The sequence below is a fragment of the Paenibacillus caseinilyticus genome, from assembly GCF_027533645.1.
Taxonomy (GTDB): domain Bacteria; phylum Bacillota; class Bacilli; order Paenibacillales; family NBRC-103111; genus Paenibacillus_G; species Paenibacillus_G caseinilyticus.
In genome coordinates this window covers 297,968-313,574 of sequence record NZ_JAQAGY010000003.1, presented here as the reverse complement: position 1 = coordinate 313,574, position 15,607 = coordinate 297,968, and the positions used below count along the sequence as shown (strand labels likewise).

At 58.8% G+C, this 15,607-nt stretch carries 12 protein-coding genes and 1 pseudogene; 9 read left to right on the top strand and 4 right to left on the bottom strand.

Annotated elements, in window-relative coordinates:
• Positions 1 to 10: 10 nt before the first annotated feature.
• Positions 11 to 133, bottom strand: a pseudogene (locus tag O9H32_RS06915) (transposase); the annotation flags it as partial.
• A gap of 283 nt (positions 134 to 416) precedes the next feature.
• Between O9H32_RS06915 and O9H32_RS06910 the strand changes: the two are divergent.
• From O9H32_RS06910 to mmsB, 8 genes are all read left to right on the top strand, one after another.
• On the top strand, positions 417 to 1,430 hold the full coding sequence (locus tag O9H32_RS06910) for a substrate-binding domain-containing protein (RefSeq protein WP_269865177.1): 1,014 nt from the start codon (positions 417 to 419) through the stop codon (positions 1,428 to 1,430).
• 13 nt (positions 1,431 to 1,443) lie between these two features.
• Positions 1,444 to 3,297, top strand: a complete 1,854-nt coding sequence (locus tag O9H32_RS06905; RefSeq protein ID WP_269865176.1) for a cache domain-containing sensor histidine kinase — start codon at positions 1,444 to 1,446, stop codon at positions 3,295 to 3,297.
• A 7-nt stretch (positions 3,298 to 3,304) separates the two neighbouring features.
• Complete coding sequence (locus O9H32_RS06900) at positions 3,305 to 4,528, top strand: response regulator (RefSeq protein WP_269865175.1); 1,224 nt, start codon at positions 3,305 to 3,307, stop codon at positions 4,526 to 4,528.
• 209 nt (positions 4,529 to 4,737) lie between these two features.
• On the top strand, positions 4,738 to 5,625 hold the full coding sequence (locus O9H32_RS06895) for a LysM peptidoglycan-binding domain-containing protein (RefSeq protein ID WP_269865174.1): 888 nt from the start codon (positions 4,738 to 4,740) through the stop codon (positions 5,623 to 5,625).
• Between the two features lie 20 nt (positions 5,626 to 5,645).
• Positions 5,646 to 7,007: a LysM peptidoglycan-binding domain-containing protein gene (locus tag O9H32_RS06890; RefSeq protein ID WP_269865173.1), complete on the top strand. Its 1,362-nt coding sequence runs from the start codon at positions 5,646 to 5,648 to the stop codon at positions 7,005 to 7,007.
• 265 nt (positions 7,008 to 7,272) lie between these two features.
• Entirely contained in the window at positions 7,273 to 8,406 is a 1,134-nt protein-coding gene (chvE, locus tag O9H32_RS06885; RefSeq protein WP_269865172.1) for a multiple monosaccharide ABC transporter substrate-binding protein, read from the top strand.
• A 119-nt stretch (positions 8,407 to 8,525) separates the two neighbouring features.
• On the top strand, positions 8,526 to 10,055 hold the full coding sequence (gene mmsA, locus O9H32_RS06880; RefSeq protein WP_269865405.1) for a multiple monosaccharide ABC transporter ATP-binding protein: 1,530 nt from the start codon (positions 8,526 to 8,528) through the stop codon (positions 10,053 to 10,055).
• A gap of 3 nt (positions 10,056 to 10,058) precedes the next feature.
• The gene (mmsB, locus tag O9H32_RS06875) at positions 10,059 to 11,222 is read left to right on the top strand and encodes a multiple monosaccharide ABC transporter permease (protein WP_269865170.1); all 1,164 of its coding nucleotides are present in this window, start codon (positions 10,059 to 10,061) and stop codon (positions 11,220 to 11,222) included.
• A gap of 220 nt (positions 11,223 to 11,442) precedes the next feature.
• Here the strand turns inward: mmsB and glsA are convergent, their stop codons facing one another.
• The 3 genes from glsA to O9H32_RS06860 all read right to left on the bottom strand — a co-directional run bounded on the left by glsA (position 11,443) and on the right by O9H32_RS06860 (position 13,899).
• Complete coding sequence (gene glsA, locus O9H32_RS06870; protein WP_269865169.1) at positions 11,443 to 12,384, bottom strand: glutaminase A; 942 nt, start codon at positions 12,382 to 12,384, stop codon at positions 11,443 to 11,445.
• Positions 12,385 to 12,812: 428 nt separating this feature from the next.
• Positions 12,813 to 13,430 carry a pyridoxamine 5'-phosphate oxidase family protein gene (locus O9H32_RS06865; protein ID WP_269865404.1) on the bottom strand — a complete coding sequence of 206 codons (618 nt, stop codon included), beginning with the start codon at positions 13,428 to 13,430 and terminating at the stop codon, positions 12,813 to 12,815.
• Between the two features lie 10 nt (positions 13,431 to 13,440).
• Positions 13,441 to 13,899: a GNAT family N-acetyltransferase gene (locus O9H32_RS06860; RefSeq protein WP_406627270.1), complete on the bottom strand. Its 459-nt coding sequence runs from the start codon at positions 13,897 to 13,899 to the stop codon at positions 13,441 to 13,443.
• Positions 13,900 to 14,051: 152 nt separating this feature from the next.
• On the opposite strand from O9H32_RS06860, the gene pdxR reads away from it, so the two are divergent.
• Positions 14,052 to 15,542 (top strand): MocR-like pyridoxine biosynthesis transcription factor PdxR, encoded by a 1,491-nt coding sequence (gene pdxR / locus O9H32_RS06855; RefSeq protein ID WP_269865167.1) that lies wholly within the window; start codon positions 14,052 to 14,054, stop codon positions 15,540 to 15,542.
• Positions 15,543 to 15,607: the final 65 nt, after the last annotated feature.

Below are 15,607 nucleotides of genomic sequence, written 5' to 3'. Positions count from 1 at the left end.
CGCCAGAATTTCAAAGCCAGACGGCTAATTTCTTAAAATTCATGGATGCAAAAACTAGCATCGCCTGCAACGTGACCTTCTCAAAACCATGTAAGGTCGTCCAACGCATGCCATGCTTCTCCTTGAGATTGGCGCTATGATCCATACGTATGATGATCACACAATGGGCACTCCACTCGGGGGTGCTTCTTTGATATATAAGAACTTATATCTCGCCAGGGCTCGATCCCGTAATCTTATCTATCTCCTAAACGCGCATCGTCCCGAAAGGACGGCGAAGCCGTTTATCTTGTATTAGATGGGACATCCACGCGTTTCCTCATTGCCCCGCAGCCCGGAAGGCGCTACAATGAGGGCCGGTACCTTATCGTTCGCACGGCATCCGGATTTCATTGAAAGGGGTTTCAATTCATCTTATGAAAAAGCTGCTGTGGATTTATGCCCTCCTGATCGGCACCTTCATTCTGTATGTCGTTCAGTATCATACACGGGAAGTATCGTCTTCCGCCGGAGGCGCCCATGAGGGGCTTCGCGGGGAGATCGGCGAGAAGTATGTCATGGTGACTTTCCAATCCGGAATGGAATACTGGAAGTCCTCCTTGAAGGGCTTCGAGGACGCCGCCCAGGCGCTGAACGTGTCGGTGGAATACCGCGGGGCGACGCAGTACGACGTGCACGAGCAGATCACCGTGCTGGAGCAGGTGATTGCAAAGAAGCCGGAAGGGATTGCCTTGTCGGCGATGGATCCGAACAAGCTGACGGCGGCGATCAACAAGGCGGTGGACACCGGGATTCCCGTCGTGCTGTTCGATTCGGGCGCGCCGGAGAGCAAGGCGCTTTCTTTTTTGTCCACGAACAATTACAACGCAGGCGTCACGGCGGCACGAAAAATGGCGGAGCTGCTCGGAGGGAGCGGCGAGACGGCGGTGGTGACGCTGCCGGGCCAGCAGAATCACGAGGAGCGCAAAAGGGGCTTCGTCGACACGCTGACCCGCGAGTTTCCGGCGATCCGGGTTGTGTCCGTCCAGGACGGGCGCGGCGACCGGATCTATTCGAGGCTGGCGGCGGCCGATATCCTGAAGGCCTTCCCGGAGGTCGGAGGCATCTTCGCAACGGAAGCGAACGGGGCCGTAGGCGTGGGCGAAGCCGTGAAGGAAGCAGGCGGTCCTGACGGCCGGGTGAAGATCATCGGGTTCGATACGGACAAGGACACGCTCGACAGGGTGAAGGAAGGCACGATCTCGGCTACCCTGGCGCAGGGCACATGGAACATGGGGTATTGGTCCCTGCAGTTCCTCTTCCATCGGCATCACGGGGTGGGGGAGCAGGACGGGGGAACTCCATCGCCATTGCCTGCGCTGCCGCAGCATGTCGACACAGGAATTACGGTCGTGACCGCCGAGAATGTGGAGCAATATTATGCGAAATAACGGCATAGGGCGCATGCTGGCCAGGTGGAGGCCGAACCCGGGAAGGTACCGGATGAACGATCTGCCGATCCGCTCGAAGCTCATTCTCCACTTTTTGCTCATCATCATTCTGCCTTCCGTGGCGCTCGGGGGGAGCATTCTGTGGACGGTGGACCGGATCATCGAGAAGCAGGTGAGCGAGAATACGCTGCAGCTCATCGGCAAGGTGAATAAGACGCTGGAATCGTACGCGGGGAATATGCAGAATATCACGTATTTCCTATCGTTCCAGCCGCAGGTGAAGCGGTTCCTCGAACAAGGGAGAGGGGAGGCCCAGCGCGGTGCGGCGGAGGAAGCGTACGAGATCCGGCAGTTCATGCAGGGCTTCACGACGCTGTATCCCGAGGTGGCCGGCGTGCTGGTGGTGAACGCGCAGGGGGACTATATTTCCAATGAAATGTATGCCCGTTCGAGCCGCAGCCTGACGGAGGAGGCTTGGTATAAGCAGGCGGTGGAGAATAAGGGGATTTTCACCATGGTGGGGCATCCGCACGGCAGGAACGTGACGACCCACGTCAATTATAAGGACAGCGAGGTGGTGTCGGCCGTCCGGGCGATCCTCGATCCGCAGACCCAAGCGGTGGAAGGGGTCGTCCTCATCGACCTGAAGCTGCGGGTGATCGCGGAGACGGCCAAGGACGTACGGCTCGGCAAAACCGGCTATCTCACGATCATCGACGATCAAGGGGATGTCATCTATGCGCCGCCGCGCCCTCTGGTGAACCGGATTCCGGCGGAGTGGCTCGGGGACCATGGCTCCGGCACTTTCTCGCAAGAGGTCGGCGGAGAGAAGCTGCAGTTCATCTACCGGGAATCGCCGTTCACGAATTGGACGACAGTAGGGGTGTTCTCCATGGAGGAGTCGGCGCAGGAGGCGCAGGAGATCGGGTTCTATGTGGTCTGCTTCGTGTTCATCGTCTGTCTGCTGGGGCTGGCGGCTTCCTACTACCTGTCCCACTCGATCTCCCGCCCGATCGTGCAGCTCATGTCGTTCATGCGGATCGCAGAGTCAGGGGATCTCACCGTGCGGTACCGCGGGGACCGGATGGACGAGGTCGGGAACCTCGGACGCAGCTTCAACACCATGATCGCGCAGATCGACAAGCTGCTTACGCTCACCGAACGGCAGGAGCGGCAGAAGCGGGAGGCGGAGCTGAGGAGCCTGCAGGCGCATATCAAGCCGCATTTTTTGTACAATACGCTCGATACGATCCACTGGATGGCCCGCAAAAAAGGGGCCGAAGATGTCGCCGAAGTCGTGCAGTCGCTGTCCCGGCTCTTCCGCATCGGCCTCAGCAAAGGCGGCGACCGCATCTTCCTGGCCCATGAGATCGAGCACATCTGCTCTTACCTGACCATTCAGAAGTCGCGGTATAAGGACAAGCTGAACTACACGATCGATGTGCCGGAGCGTCTCATGAACGTCTCGGTGCTGAAGATCGTGCTGCAGCCGATTGTCGAGAATGCCATCTACCATGGGATCAAGGAGCGGCGGGGACCGGGGCACATCGCCGTCGAGGCGGAGGAGCGGTGGGGAATGCTGCTCCTGCGGGTCCGCGACGACGGAGCGGGCATGACGGCCGAGAGGCTCGGGTCGCTGCAGGAGCGGCTGGCAGCCCGGCCTGTGACGGATCAGGAGCAGGGGGAACCGCGCGAGCCGGCAAGCTACGGCATGATGAACGTCCAGGCCCGGATTCAGCTCGCCTTCGGCGAATCGTACGGGCTGACGGTCGAGAGCGAAGCGGGGCAGGGCACGACGGTGACGATCGTCCACCCGCTGCTGCGGGACGGGCTGCAGCCGGTAAGGCGTACAAGCGAAGGGGGATAATGGCGCAATGGAAACGGTATGGAAAGTGCTCATAGCCGACGACGAGCCCGTGATCCGCGAGGGCATCCGGGATGCGGTCGATTGGGCATCGCTTGGCATGACCGTGGCGGCTGAGGCCGAAGATGGCGAGGAAGCGCTGGAGTTGGCGCTCGAACACGGAGTCCAGGTGCTGCTCGTCGATCTTAACATGCCGATCATGAACGGCATCGAGCTCATGAAGCGGGTGCGGGAGCAGCTGCCGGAGAGCCGGATCATCGTCATCACGGGGCATGACGAATTCGTCTTCGCCCAGGAAGCGATCCGCCTCGAGGTGGATGATTATATCCTGAAGCCGGCCGACCCGAAGCAGCTGCATACGGTGCTTGGGAATGTCAGGCGGAAGCTGGAATCCGCCGAGAAGCAGCATGGCTATCTGGCGATGGCCTCGAAGCAGATCACGAAGAACTTCCCGCTGCTTCGGGAACGCTTCTGCCTCGAGTGGATCGAAGGCACGATGACTGAGGAGGAAATCCTGGAGCAGCTGCACTTCCTGGACCTGCCTGCTGCGGTGCCGGCCCAGCTCGGCGTCATCCGCTGGCCGGAATCGTCCGCGCCCCAGCGGCTCATGAAGGAGAGCGACCGGCAGCTGCTGCTGTTTGCCATCGAGAATATCGTGTCGGAGCTGCTGGAGCCTTATCTCCATGCGATGTTCCGCGACGGCATGGGCCTCTTGGTCGTGTGCCTGTGGGAAGCCGTGCCGGAGAGCGTCTATGCGGAGATCGAGCGGGCGGTGCAGGAGTTCCTCAAGCTGACCGTCCACCTGCGCTTCGAGCAGGTGGAGCACAGCGTCACCGAGGTAGCGGCCGCCTACCGTCTCTGCCGCACGAAGGTGTATGAGGAGTCACAGATCTCCCCGATCGTGCGGCGGGCGCGCCAGTATATCCGCGACCACTTCACGGAGGGGGCGCTCACGCTGGAGTCTGCGGCGGCGGAGCTGCAGATGTCGCCGGTGTACCTCAGCCGGTTGCTGAAGCAGGAGCTCGGCATGCCGTTCGTGTCCCTGGTGACGCAGATGCGCATTCATCTGGCCGTCCAGCTGCTCGGCGGCACGGATCTCAGCATAGGCGAGATCGCGGAGCGGGCGGGCTACGAGTCGCAGCATTACTTCAGCACGGCGTTCAAGAAGGTCATGGGGGTCTCCCCCAACCAGTACCGCAGAGGCGCGGTGTACCCGGACGGGCGGATCGAATGATCCGTCTGTTTTTTGCATATCTAAGAATGGATATCTCGCCAGGGCTCAATCCTGTAATCTTATTTATCTGGGTTGGGGGAGTAGCGGGATCCTGAATGATAAGACAGGCAATACCGTGGATGTGATTATGGTATTATTTGTATAATGATGAATAAATTTGAATAAATGAAATTCCCCCGAAGTATATTTCCTATGGAGGTGTTGGTTAGATGATTTATACCGTACGTCCGGGGGATGCGTTCTTTCAAATTTGTCAAGCGTTCCAACTAACTCCGGATCAGCTGATGGCCGCCAATCAATTGACCATTCCTTTCGTTAGACCAGGGCAACCATTGATGATCCCCGATACTCCTCTGAATATGGTTAAGTCTAGAAAGACTTCCCGTACCCTTCCATCGGGGGAATGGAGCGGAAGTGAGGAGTGGCGTAGTGACGAGGTGGATTCAAGTCCGTCTAGTCCTGTGCTCCCTCCTCAAGAGACGAAGCCCATTCCTGGTCAACCCTGGCTCCCTGATATGCCGGGTCACTCGATTGCTGTATTTAAAGAGAGAATACTTAATAAAGAGGTCACCATTCCCATCTATGTCTCTAGAGCGGCCTTCTTCTTCATGAGTAAAATGGCAGTGGAGCAGACGGGATGCTTCGCAATCTGCGGAGCTAAGTGCCAGAATTGTATCAGAAGTGAAAACGTCCCGTTTTATGTTCTGCCGCATAATACCGAATGGGGGAGACTCGGAGATTACGGTGTGGTTATAAATACAAGAACCAAAAAAGCAACGTATGCGATTTGTGCAGATTGGGGTCCTAAGCACAGCAACACCGTACTGACAGAGGGGACTAGGTTCTCAGGACATATCGGTGAAGGTTCGGTCCATCTTGGCAAACAACTCGACATTACAGGGATTAAACCGAACCCCCTTAATGGATTTGAGCCTTTCGGTGTCGTTTATATTATATTCCCAAACACCACCAAAGGAGTGAAGCCAATTTCAAGTGTTGAGGAAATAAATATAGCAGGTCACAATGCATTCAAGATGTGGGGCGGATGGCCTCAAGCCCAATATCTGCTTAAAAGACATTACAATATTGACATATAAGGGTACAAGGAGGAAGGATGATGCGGTACATCGTTCAAAGAGGCGATACTGTTTTCCTGATTTCCCGTAAATACGGGGTCCCTATAGAAACATTAGTTCAAGTAAACGCTATATACAATGGTGTGATTTATATAGGACAAGAGTTATATATTCCAGTCGATCCTTCAAGGGAACGGAAGAAGCATATTGTCCAGCCGGGGGAAAATTTGGGCTCCATCGCCCAGATGTTCCACACGACCAAACAAGTCATTATGCAGCAAAATGGCCTAACTAATGATGAAGTATATTTAGGTCAAGTGCTGTATATAGATGTCAGGGTAGATTCCGCCGGCCCAACCATACCGTCAGCCAGCTCCCAAGCCGGCCACCCGCCTTTTTTTGACAGTCACATTACAGGGGGAACCGAACAACCGCTGAACGGCGTCACGCCGCTGGAATTCTCTATACGTCCTACAGACGAAGCAACCTATACGGTAGAAATAGGAGACACTCTCGATAGCATCTCTGCTAAGCTCGGGATACCCAAGTCAACCATTATGGAGTTAAATAAGCTTGGGGATGAGAAGGTAATCGCAGGACAGAAGCTGACTGTAAATCCCAAAGGCAGCGTACGTATACAATCTCCTACAGCTCCCAGTCATTCGTCATCTTTTGCAGCCACGCCTTACAAGATAGCATATAAGACCATATACGATACCGGCCTGCAAGCACCCATCAAGGTGTGGAAGGAGAGTAACGGCAACGGGGTAAGCCCCATCTTCTTTGTCAGTAAGTTGGCCGTTACGGGTGCCGGTGCTCACAAAACCTATCACCAAAATTCTAGTGCAGCCCTTGATTTCTTGAGCACAGCTGGCATTGAGGGGTATTGGTGGGGATTGGCTACCGATGAATCCGGAACTCCTTTAAAGCAAGGCAAGCAAGATCCAGCCGAAGGATACTATATTTCGAAAACAGCCTTAAACAACTGCAAATTGCCTTCGAGCGATCCCCACAGGTATCTGGACGCATTGGTCATTCCCTATATTGCACTTCCCGCCTTCCACATGCTGGGCGCCAAACTGGGAGACTTTTGTGTTGTAATCAACACAAAGAACAAAGAATGGAGCTATGCCATTCTAGGGGACGTATGGCCGGGGGATTCAGTGGGAATCGGATCAATTGCTCTCGCGGAAAAATTAAAAATGAATCCGAGTCCCAAGTCAGGCGGAGTTGAGGACGGGATCCTATACATCATCTTTCCCCAAAGCAGTGAAAGCGTATGCTCCCTTAAGACGGTACAAGAAATTGAAAATATGACAAGCCAGCTCTTTAAAAACTGGGGAGGGATGAAGATGGTGCATACCCTGTTTCCTACATTTCCATTGTCGTACAAAACCTCTTAATATGATGTCATGGCATGTAAATGGGGTATCTAAGGTAAAAGCATCTTCCCAGATCATTATGAAGCATTGGATTATAAGCCCAGGGACTGGTTGTCCTTTGGGCTTTTGTGTATGTCATGTCAAATGCATAGAATGAGCAACCCAAAAGTCGGATTTGTATAAAAAGTGTGCGGTTCTGTCAAAAGACTCCCGCCCGGACGGGATGGTAGAGTGAAGACATAGCAAAACAATACTTCATGTACCTGTAGAGAGGGGATTTCTAAGGATGAAGAAAGCGGTCTCAATGATGATGTTCCTGGTCCTGCTGTTCAGTCTGGCAGCATGCGGGGGTGGCGGCGCGTCGGAGCCGGCAGGCGGCAGTGCCCAGAAGACGGAGAGCGGCGGAAGCAGCAGCGGCGGCGACAGCAAGGGTGGCAAGGTGGGCATCTCAATGCCGACGAAGTCGTCCGAGCGCTGGGTGAGCGACGGCGCCAACATGGTGAAGGAGTTCGAGAAGCTCGGCTACCAGACGGACCTGCAGTATGCGGAGGACGTGGTCGAGAACCAGGTGTCCCAGATCGAGAACATGATCACCAAAGGCGTGAAGGTGCTCGTGATCGCGGCCGTAGACGGCGAAGCGCTGACAGACGCGCTCGAGAAGGCGAATGCGGCGGGCATCAAGGTCATCGCGTATGACCGTCTCATCAAGAAGAGCGAGCATGTGGCTTACTATGCGACGTTCGACAACTTCAAGGTCGGCGTGCAGCAGGCTTCCTATATCGAGAAGAAGCTGGGCCTGAAGGAAGGCAAAGGGCCATTCAACATCGAGCTGTTCGCAGGCTCCCCGGATGATAACAACGCGTACTTCTTCTTCGACGGCGCGATGTCGATCCTGAAGCCTTACCTCGATTCCGGCAAGCTCGTGGTGCGCAGCAAGCAGACGGACATGAAGCAGGTAGCGACCCTGCGCTGGGACGGCGCAGCCGCACAAGCGCGGATGGATAACCTCTTGAGCGCGAACTATGCGACGGAGAAAGTGGACGCGGTCCTCTCGCCGTATGACGGCATCTCCATCGGGATCCTGTCCTCGCTGAAGGGCGTAGGCTACGGCTCCGGCAGCAAGCCGCTTCCGGTGATCACCGGGCAGGACGCAGAGCTCGCTTCCGTGAAGTCGATCATCGCCGGCGAGCAGACGCAGACGGTATTCAAGGATACGAGAGAGCTGGCGAAGAAGGCCGTGGCGATGGCCGATGCGGTGCTGAAGGGCAAAGAAGCAGAAGTCAACGACACGAAGACCTACAACAACGGCGTGAAAGTGGTGCCTTCCTTCCTGCTCGAGCCGGTATCCGTAGACGCGACGAACTATGAACAGATTGTGGTAGCGAGCGGCTATTACACGAAGGATCAGCTGGCGAAATAAAACAGCCGGGCTGAGGTACAAAGCAAGGGATGGAGTGACGGCGGCCGGTCCCTGTCGCCCCATCCCTTTTGTGGGCGAGGGACCTGGGGCCGGATCATAGAGAAGGCGTGGTGAGAGAATTGACGGACATCATCCTGGAGATGAAGAACATAACGAAGGAGTTCCCCGGCGTGAAGGCGCTGGAGCGGGTGAACCTGCAGGTGCGGGAGGGCGAGATCCACGCGCTCATGGGCGAGAACGGTGCCGGCAAGTCCACCTTGATGAAGGTGCTGAGCGGGGTCTATCCGCACGGATCGTATACGGGCGACATCCTGTTCAAAGGCAGCGTCTGCGAGTTCAAGGACATCAAGATGAGCGAGAACCTGGGCATCGTCATCATTCACCAGGAGCTGGCGCTGATCCCGTACCTGTCGATAGCGGAGAATATCTTCCTCGGCAATGAACGGGCGAAGGGCGGCGTGGTCGACTGGAACGAAACGTTCGTGCGGACAAAGGAGCTGCTGGAGAAGGTAGGCCTGCACGAGTCCCCGAACACGCAGATCGGCCAGCTCGGTGTCGGCAAGCAGCAGCTCGTCGAGATTGCCAAGGCGCTGGCGAAGCGCGTACAGCTGCTCATCCTTGACGAGCCGACAGCGGCACTCAACGAGGATGACAGCGAGAACCTGCTGCAGCTGCTGCTCGAGCTGAAGAAGCAGGGGATCTCCTCGATCCTCATCTCGCATAAGCTGAACGAAATCTCGAAGGTGGCGGACTCCATCACGATCCTGCGGGACGGACGGACGATCGAGACGCTCGATATGCGCAAGGACAATATTACAGAGGACCGCATCATCAAAGGCATGGTCGGGCGCGACCTGACCCAGCGGTATCCGGAGCGCGAGCCGAAGATCGGGGAGACGATCTTCGAGATCAAGAACTGGAACGTGTTCCATCCGCAGCAGAGCGACCGGCAGGTGCTCCATGACATCAACTTGCAGATCCGCCGGGGCGAGATTGTGGGCATCGCGGGACTGATGGGCGCGGGCCGCACGGAGCTGGCGATGAGCATCTTCGGGCGGTCGTACGGGCAGAAGATCAGCGGCACGATGATCAAGGAAGGCCGGGAGATCGGGCTGCGCAGCATTCCCGAGGCGATCCGCAGCGGCATCGCTTATGTGACGGAGGACCGCAAGCACTACGGCCTGGTCCTTATGGATAATATCAAGCAGAACATCACGCTGGCGGACCTCGGCAAGATCTCGAAGCGCGGCGTTGTGGACGAGAACCGGGAAGTGGTCGAGGCGGAGAGCTACCGCAAGAAGATGAACATCAAGTCGCCGAGCATCCTGCAGAAGACGGGGAACCTCAGCGGGGGCAACCAGCAGAAGGTGGTGCTCAGCAAGTGGATGTTCACGCAGCCCGATCTGCTCATCTTGGACGAACCGACCCGCGGGATCGATGTCGGGGCCAAGTACGAGATCTACACGATCATTCAGCAGCTGGCCAGTGAAGGGAAGGGCGTGCTCATCATCTCCTCGGAGCTGCCGGAGGTGCTCGGGATGTGCGACCGGATCTATGTCATGAGCGAGGGCCGGATGACGGGAGAGTTCCCGCGTGCGGAGGCGACGCAGGAGAAGCTCATGAAATTTATGACGAAGACCAGGGGGTAGGGCATGAATACGGTAAAGGAGCTTTTCCGGGGCAACATCCGGCAGTACGGCATGGTGATCGCGCTGCTGTTCATCATGGTGTTTTTTCAGATTCTAACGGACGGCATTCTGCTCAAGCCGCTGAATATTACGAATCTTATTCTCCAGAACTCTTACATTCTCGTACTGGCGATCGGCATGCTGCTCGTCATCATCACCGGACATATTGACCTGTCGGTTGGTTCCGTAGCGGCCTTCGTGGGGGCGGTCTCCGCGATCTTGATGGTCGATATGCAGATGCACTTCGTGCCTGCGATGCTGATCTCGCTTCTCATCGGCGCGCTGGTGGGCGCATGGCAGGGGTTCTGGGTCGCGTATGTGAGAATCCCGTCGTTCATCGTGACGCTGGCGGGCATGCTGCTCTTCCGCGGCTTGACGATGATCGTGCTGCAGGGCAAGTCCATTGCGCCGTTCCCGAAGGCGTTCCAGAAGATTTCCTCCGGCTTCCTGCCTGATGCGTTCGGCGGCAAGATTCACATGCTGACGATCATTATCGGTATCGTTCTGTCGCTGATCCTTATTTTCTCCGAATGGAGAAAGCGCAGCACGCAGATGAAGTACGGCTTCGAAGTGGGATCCGGCACGCTGTTCGCGGTGAAGCTGGTTGCGATGGCCGCCGTGCTGAACATTTTCACGTATGTGCTCGCAACGTACGAAGGGATTCCGAACATCCTCATTCTGCTGTTCGTGCTCATCGTGATCTACACGTTCGTGATGAACCGGACGATTGTCGGGCGCCACATCTATGCGCTCGGCGGCAACGAGAAAGCGGCGAAGCTCTCCGGGGTGAAGACGCAGCGGATCACGTTCTGGGTGTTCGTCAATATGGGCGTGCTCTCGGCCCTGTCGGGCCTCATCTTCGCGGCGCGTCTGAACTCCGCCACGCCGAAGGCCGGCGTGAACTTCGAGCTCGACGCGATCGCAGCCTGCTTCATCGGCGGCGCATCCGCCTCGGGCGGGATCGGGACGGTCATCGGCGCGATGGTCGGCGGCCTCGTCATGGGCGTCATGAACAACGGGATGTCCCTCGTCGGCCTCGGCATCGACTGGCAGCAGGGCATCAAGGGCCTAGTGCTGCTGCTCGCCGTAGGCTTCGATATTTATAATAAGAACAAAGGCGTCAGCTGACCGGCAATAGGGCACTTTTCACTTTAGGCACAGCTATAGGGCTGGCACAGAATCGGTTCCGGGACTTGGAGTCCCGGGGCCTTTTTTGACATGGGTGGAAAAAAGACGGAGGCTGCTTTCGACGGAGCACGTCGATTCTCACCCAATAAAACAAGGCGGCCTCCCCGGTTCTATAACCGGAAACGATCGCCGCCGCTTGTCTGCCTATAGGAGTGTGACTCTAGAAGATTCCCCAGTCCATGGCCTCCGACATGGTCTGCAGGAGGTGGACACCCGCCGTGCTGTTGCCCTTGTGGTTCAGCGCGGGGCCGATGACGCCGATGCCGTACTGTCCGGGCACGATAGCGAGTATCCCTCCGGACACGCCGCTCTTCGCAGGCAGGCCGACCCGGATGGCGAACTCGCCGGAGGCATTGTACATGCCGCAGGTGATCATGAACGTCTTGGCGATGGCGACATAGCGCCTGGGGATCAGTTCCCGTCCGGTCTCCGGATCCTTGCCGTTCAGGGCTAACACCAAGGCCATGCGTGCGAGATGCCTGCAGGTCACTTCAATGGAGCAGTGCTTGAAGTACAAGTCGAGCACTTCCTCGACGTCTCCGTCCAGCACGTGGTTGTCTTTCAGGAAGTAAGCGAGCGACCGGTTACGGTGCGCCGTGGCGGATTCGGACTGGTAGACCGATTCGTTATAGGTCAGCTCCGGGTCGCCGGACACTTCGCGGAAGAAGGCGAGTATACGGCTGAGCTTGTCCGCCTGCGACACGCCGTGGATCAGCGAGGAGATGGCGATGGCCCCCGCATTGATCAGCGGGTTGAACGGGATGCCGGGAGGTACCAGCTCGAGCTTCAGCATCGAGTTGAAGTCGTCGCCGGTCGGCTCCATGCCTACCTTCTGGAACACCCCTTCTTCGCCGTGATCCATGAGGGCGAGCAGCAGGGTGAACACTTTGGAGATGCTCTGCATGGTGAAGGAAAGCCCGCAGTCGCCCAGGGTGATCTCGGTGCCGCCCGCCCCCATCACGGTGACGCCCAGGGCATCCGCCGGCGCATAGGCGAGTTCGGGAATGTAGGAGGCGGGCCTGCCCAGTACCGTGTACTTGCGGCTTTCCTCCAGCCACTCCGGCAATTTCTCGGTGATGAGAGTAAGATCAGTCGGGTTCATCCGTGTGCCTCCATCCGGTGTTCGTTATTTATGTACTAGCATAGCGTTTTTTGGGCTGGAAGAAAAGCGGAGGCGGCATATCGGCAGGCGCAGGAGGGGGGGGGACTACGGGGCTGGAGCGGGCCGGCCTGGCGGCCGGGAGAGGCCTTGCCTCTAGTCTACGGTGTCACCGAGGACAGAGGCGCGGTTCGCTTGCAGACGTGCCCGGGGATAACCGGGACCCGGGCGGCCTGAACCGCTAGAAGTTCGGAGATTGCGGAGACGGTGGAGACTGAGGCGGAAGCTGGACCGGATGCCGGCCCCCTGGATGCTGTCGTGAACAGGTTCGAAGTGCCATCGTATCCTGTATACCCAAACAGCCGGTACCTTCGCAGCTCATGACTGCTGCGGATGGGGCCGGCTTGTCATACGGTGATCGCTTCCGGCGATCAGCTCTGATGGAAAGGACAGTACTTGCGCATGAGCTCGGCCGTGTCGGCGTCGTCCGGGCGTCCGCGTTCCGTCAGGGCGTCTGCGATGTGGGTGCGGCGCTCCTCGGTCAAGTTCTGCCCGAACTTGAACTTCGCGGTGAGCTCGCTGACTGTGATGCGGACAACCGAGACGCCGCGCAGCTCGCCGCGGTACTCGGGGTCTTCGGCGGAGATCGGCGCATAGCCTCCCTCGGGCTGCAGCTTCTCCATCATGGACGAGAGGGCCCCCGCCTTCTCGTCCAGATCCTCGACCGGCTCGGCGGTGCCGCGGATGTGGACGGATTTGAAAAAGGCTGTAGCGGGGCAGGCCTGACGCGGATCCGTGTAGTAAGAAGGAACGATGGCGAATTCCTTGGAGACCGCGAAGCTGACCTTGCTCGAGGAGGCGATCTCCTTCATTTTGCTGCCGGCCCTAGACCCGTGGAAGTAGATGTGCCCCCGGTAATAGGCATAATTCAACGGCGTAAGATGGGGCCAGCCGTCGGCGCCCTCGGTAGCCAGGTAACCATACGACATTTCGTTCAGAAAAGCCTCGATTTCTCCCTGTTCCTCTACGGAAAACTCCTTGCGTCTCATGCTCATGGGATTATTCCTCCTCCTCGGTGCTGCGGAAATAATGATAGTACGCATCGTCGCGGACGTAGCCCATCCGTTCGTACAAGCGCTGGGCCGTCCGGTTGTCCGGGGCCGTCTCGAGCTGGAGTCCTTTGGCCCCGCTCTCCCGGGCCAGCCGTTCGGCGGCTTCCAAGAGCAGCGCCGCAGCGCCGCGGCCTCTCGCCTCCGGCCGCACATACAGGTCGTTCAGCGTCCACAGACGCTTCATGGAGACGGAGGAATAGACCGGGTAGAGCTGGGTGAAGCCGGCCGGTTCCGGGCTGCCCGCCTCATAGGCGAGGAGGATCACGGAGTCGCCCCGCTGCAGGAGCCCTTGCAGGAAGGCCCTAGCTCCCTCCGGATCGGAGGGCTGGCCGTAGAACTGGCGGTAGGCATCGAACAGCGGGGCCACCGCGTCCAGATCGGCGGGACCTGCGGTCACCACATGGATGAGAGAAGACGATAATGTCATGGCTGAAGCTCCTTTCGGATGACCAGGAACACTGGCATGAAGTGATATGGGGTATCATACCGTTCGGATTGACAAGCGAAAAGATCCAATTATGATTAGAAAGAATAGACCACTTGAAGGAGTCCGACCTGATGCATTTTCATATCTCCTATCATTCGAACCTGGACCGTTATCCCACGAAGCTCCTGGCGCTCTACCACGCGCTGAGGGACGGGATCGTCGGCGGGGTGCTGGGGTTCGGTATGCGCCTGCCCTCCACTAGGGAGCTGGCCGGGGAGTACGGCCTCTCCCGCGGCACGGTGAACCAGGTCTACGACATGCTGTCGGCCGAAGGCTATGTCGACTGCCGTGCCGGCAGCGGCACGTATGTCGCTTTCCGGCGGACCCTGCGCGCCGGAGCCGCGGCCGTGCCAGCCGCCGGGCCGCTGGGGGAGATGGCATACCCGCTGTCCCCGTGGAGCCGCAGGCTCGGTGCCCCGCCGAAGGAACCGATACACGGCGGCGAGGCTCCAAGCTCGCCTGCCGCCGCCGGGTGCATCGACTTCCACTACTTCGCGCCGGACCTCACCGGATTCCCGCGCGAAGAATGGAACCGGTGCCTGCACGCGGCGGTCCGGGAAGAGCCCGCGGCACGCCTGCGGGACGAGCCGGCCCAGGGCTGGGCCCCGCTGCGCGAGGCGATCGCCCAGTACCTGCGCCGAGCCCGCGGCATGGCGGCCGAGCCGGGCCAGATCGCCATTACCGGGGGCTCCGGCCAGGCGATTGCGCTGCTGGCGCAGCTGCTGATCGGCCCGGGCGAGGCTGCCGTGGCGGAGACGCCGGCCTACGGCGGCTTCCGCCGGGCCATCCGCGCCGCCGGAGGGCGGTGCATCGACGCGCCCGTCGACAGCGAAGGCATCGTGCCGGCGCTGTGGGACGCCCGGGTGCTCTTCGTGACGCCGACGCGGCAGTTCCCGACCGGCGCGGTGCTCTCGCTGGAGCGGCGGCAGCGTCTGCTGGAGTGGGCCGACGCGCAGGGGGCTGTCATCATCGAAGACGATTATGACAGCGAGTTCCGCCACGGTGGCAAAAGTCTCGAACCGCTGCGGGTGCTCGGCGGGGAGGGGCGGGTCGTCTATGTAGGGTCCTTTACGAAGTCGCTGCTCCCCCCCACGCGCATCGGCTACGCGGTCCTGCCCCAGCCGCTGGTCGGGCCCTTCGTCAGTGCGCAGGCGCTGTACGAGCCGTATCCGGTCAACCTGCTCGAGCAGAAAGCGCTCGCCGCATTCATGGCCGGCGGAGCGTACGAGCGGCATTTGCGCCGGATGAAGCGGACGTACGGCCGCAAGTTCAACCTGCTGGCGGAAGCGGCCAAAGGGCAGCTCGGCTCCCTCCTGGAATGGACGGAGAGCGACGCGGGCCTGCATTTGTTCGGTTGGTGGCGCGGGGAAGAGGAGGCGTATCTCGCCTACCGGAGCGCATGCGCCGGGGAGGGGGTCCGCTGGTCGGAAGCGGTGACGGAGCATGGCGGCGTCCGCCGGTACGGATTGTACTTGAATTTCCCGCATCTGACCGAAGCGGAAATCCGGGAAGGCGTACGCCGGATGGCCCTCGCGGGGGAGCGGCTCCTCCAAAGAAGTTAGGGTTCCGGCAGGAAAACCGCCTCGGGGGGTCGAATATTTCCTTGGACTTGGAAACACCGCGAATT

Excerpts from the sequence above, each read along its gene's own strand:
- O9H32_RS06865 (WP_269865404.1), bottom strand. The coding sequence starts at position 13,430 with ATGAGACGCAAGGAGTTTTCCGTAGAGGAACAGGGAGAAATCGAGGCT.
- O9H32_RS06895 (WP_269865174.1), top strand. The coding sequence starts at position 4,738 with ATGATTTATACCGTACGTCCGGGGGATGCGTTCTTTCAAATTTGTCAA.
- pdxR (WP_269865167.1), top strand. The coding sequence starts at position 14,052 with ATGCATTTTCATATCTCCTATCATTCGAACCTGGACCGTTATCCCACG.
- O9H32_RS06905 (WP_269865176.1), top strand. The coding sequence starts at position 1,444 with ATGCTGGCCAGGTGGAGGCCGAACCCGGGAAGGTACCGGATGAACGAT.
- chvE (WP_269865172.1), top strand. The coding sequence starts at position 7,273 with ATGAAGAAAGCGGTCTCAATGATGATGTTCCTGGTCCTGCTGTTCAGT.
- glsA (WP_269865169.1), bottom strand. The coding sequence starts at position 12,384 with ATGAACCCGACTGATCTTACTCTCATCACCGAGAAATTGCCGGAGTGG.
- mmsB (WP_269865170.1), top strand. The coding sequence starts at position 10,059 with ATGAATACGGTAAAGGAGCTTTTCCGGGGCAACATCCGGCAGTACGGC.
- O9H32_RS06910 (WP_269865177.1), top strand. The coding sequence starts at position 417 with ATGAAAAAGCTGCTGTGGATTTATGCCCTCCTGATCGGCACCTTCATT.
- O9H32_RS06890 (WP_269865173.1), top strand. The coding sequence starts at position 5,646 with ATGCGGTACATCGTTCAAAGAGGCGATACTGTTTTCCTGATTTCCCGT.
- O9H32_RS06900 (WP_269865175.1), top strand. The coding sequence starts at position 3,305 with ATGGAAACGGTATGGAAAGTGCTCATAGCCGACGACGAGCCCGTGATC.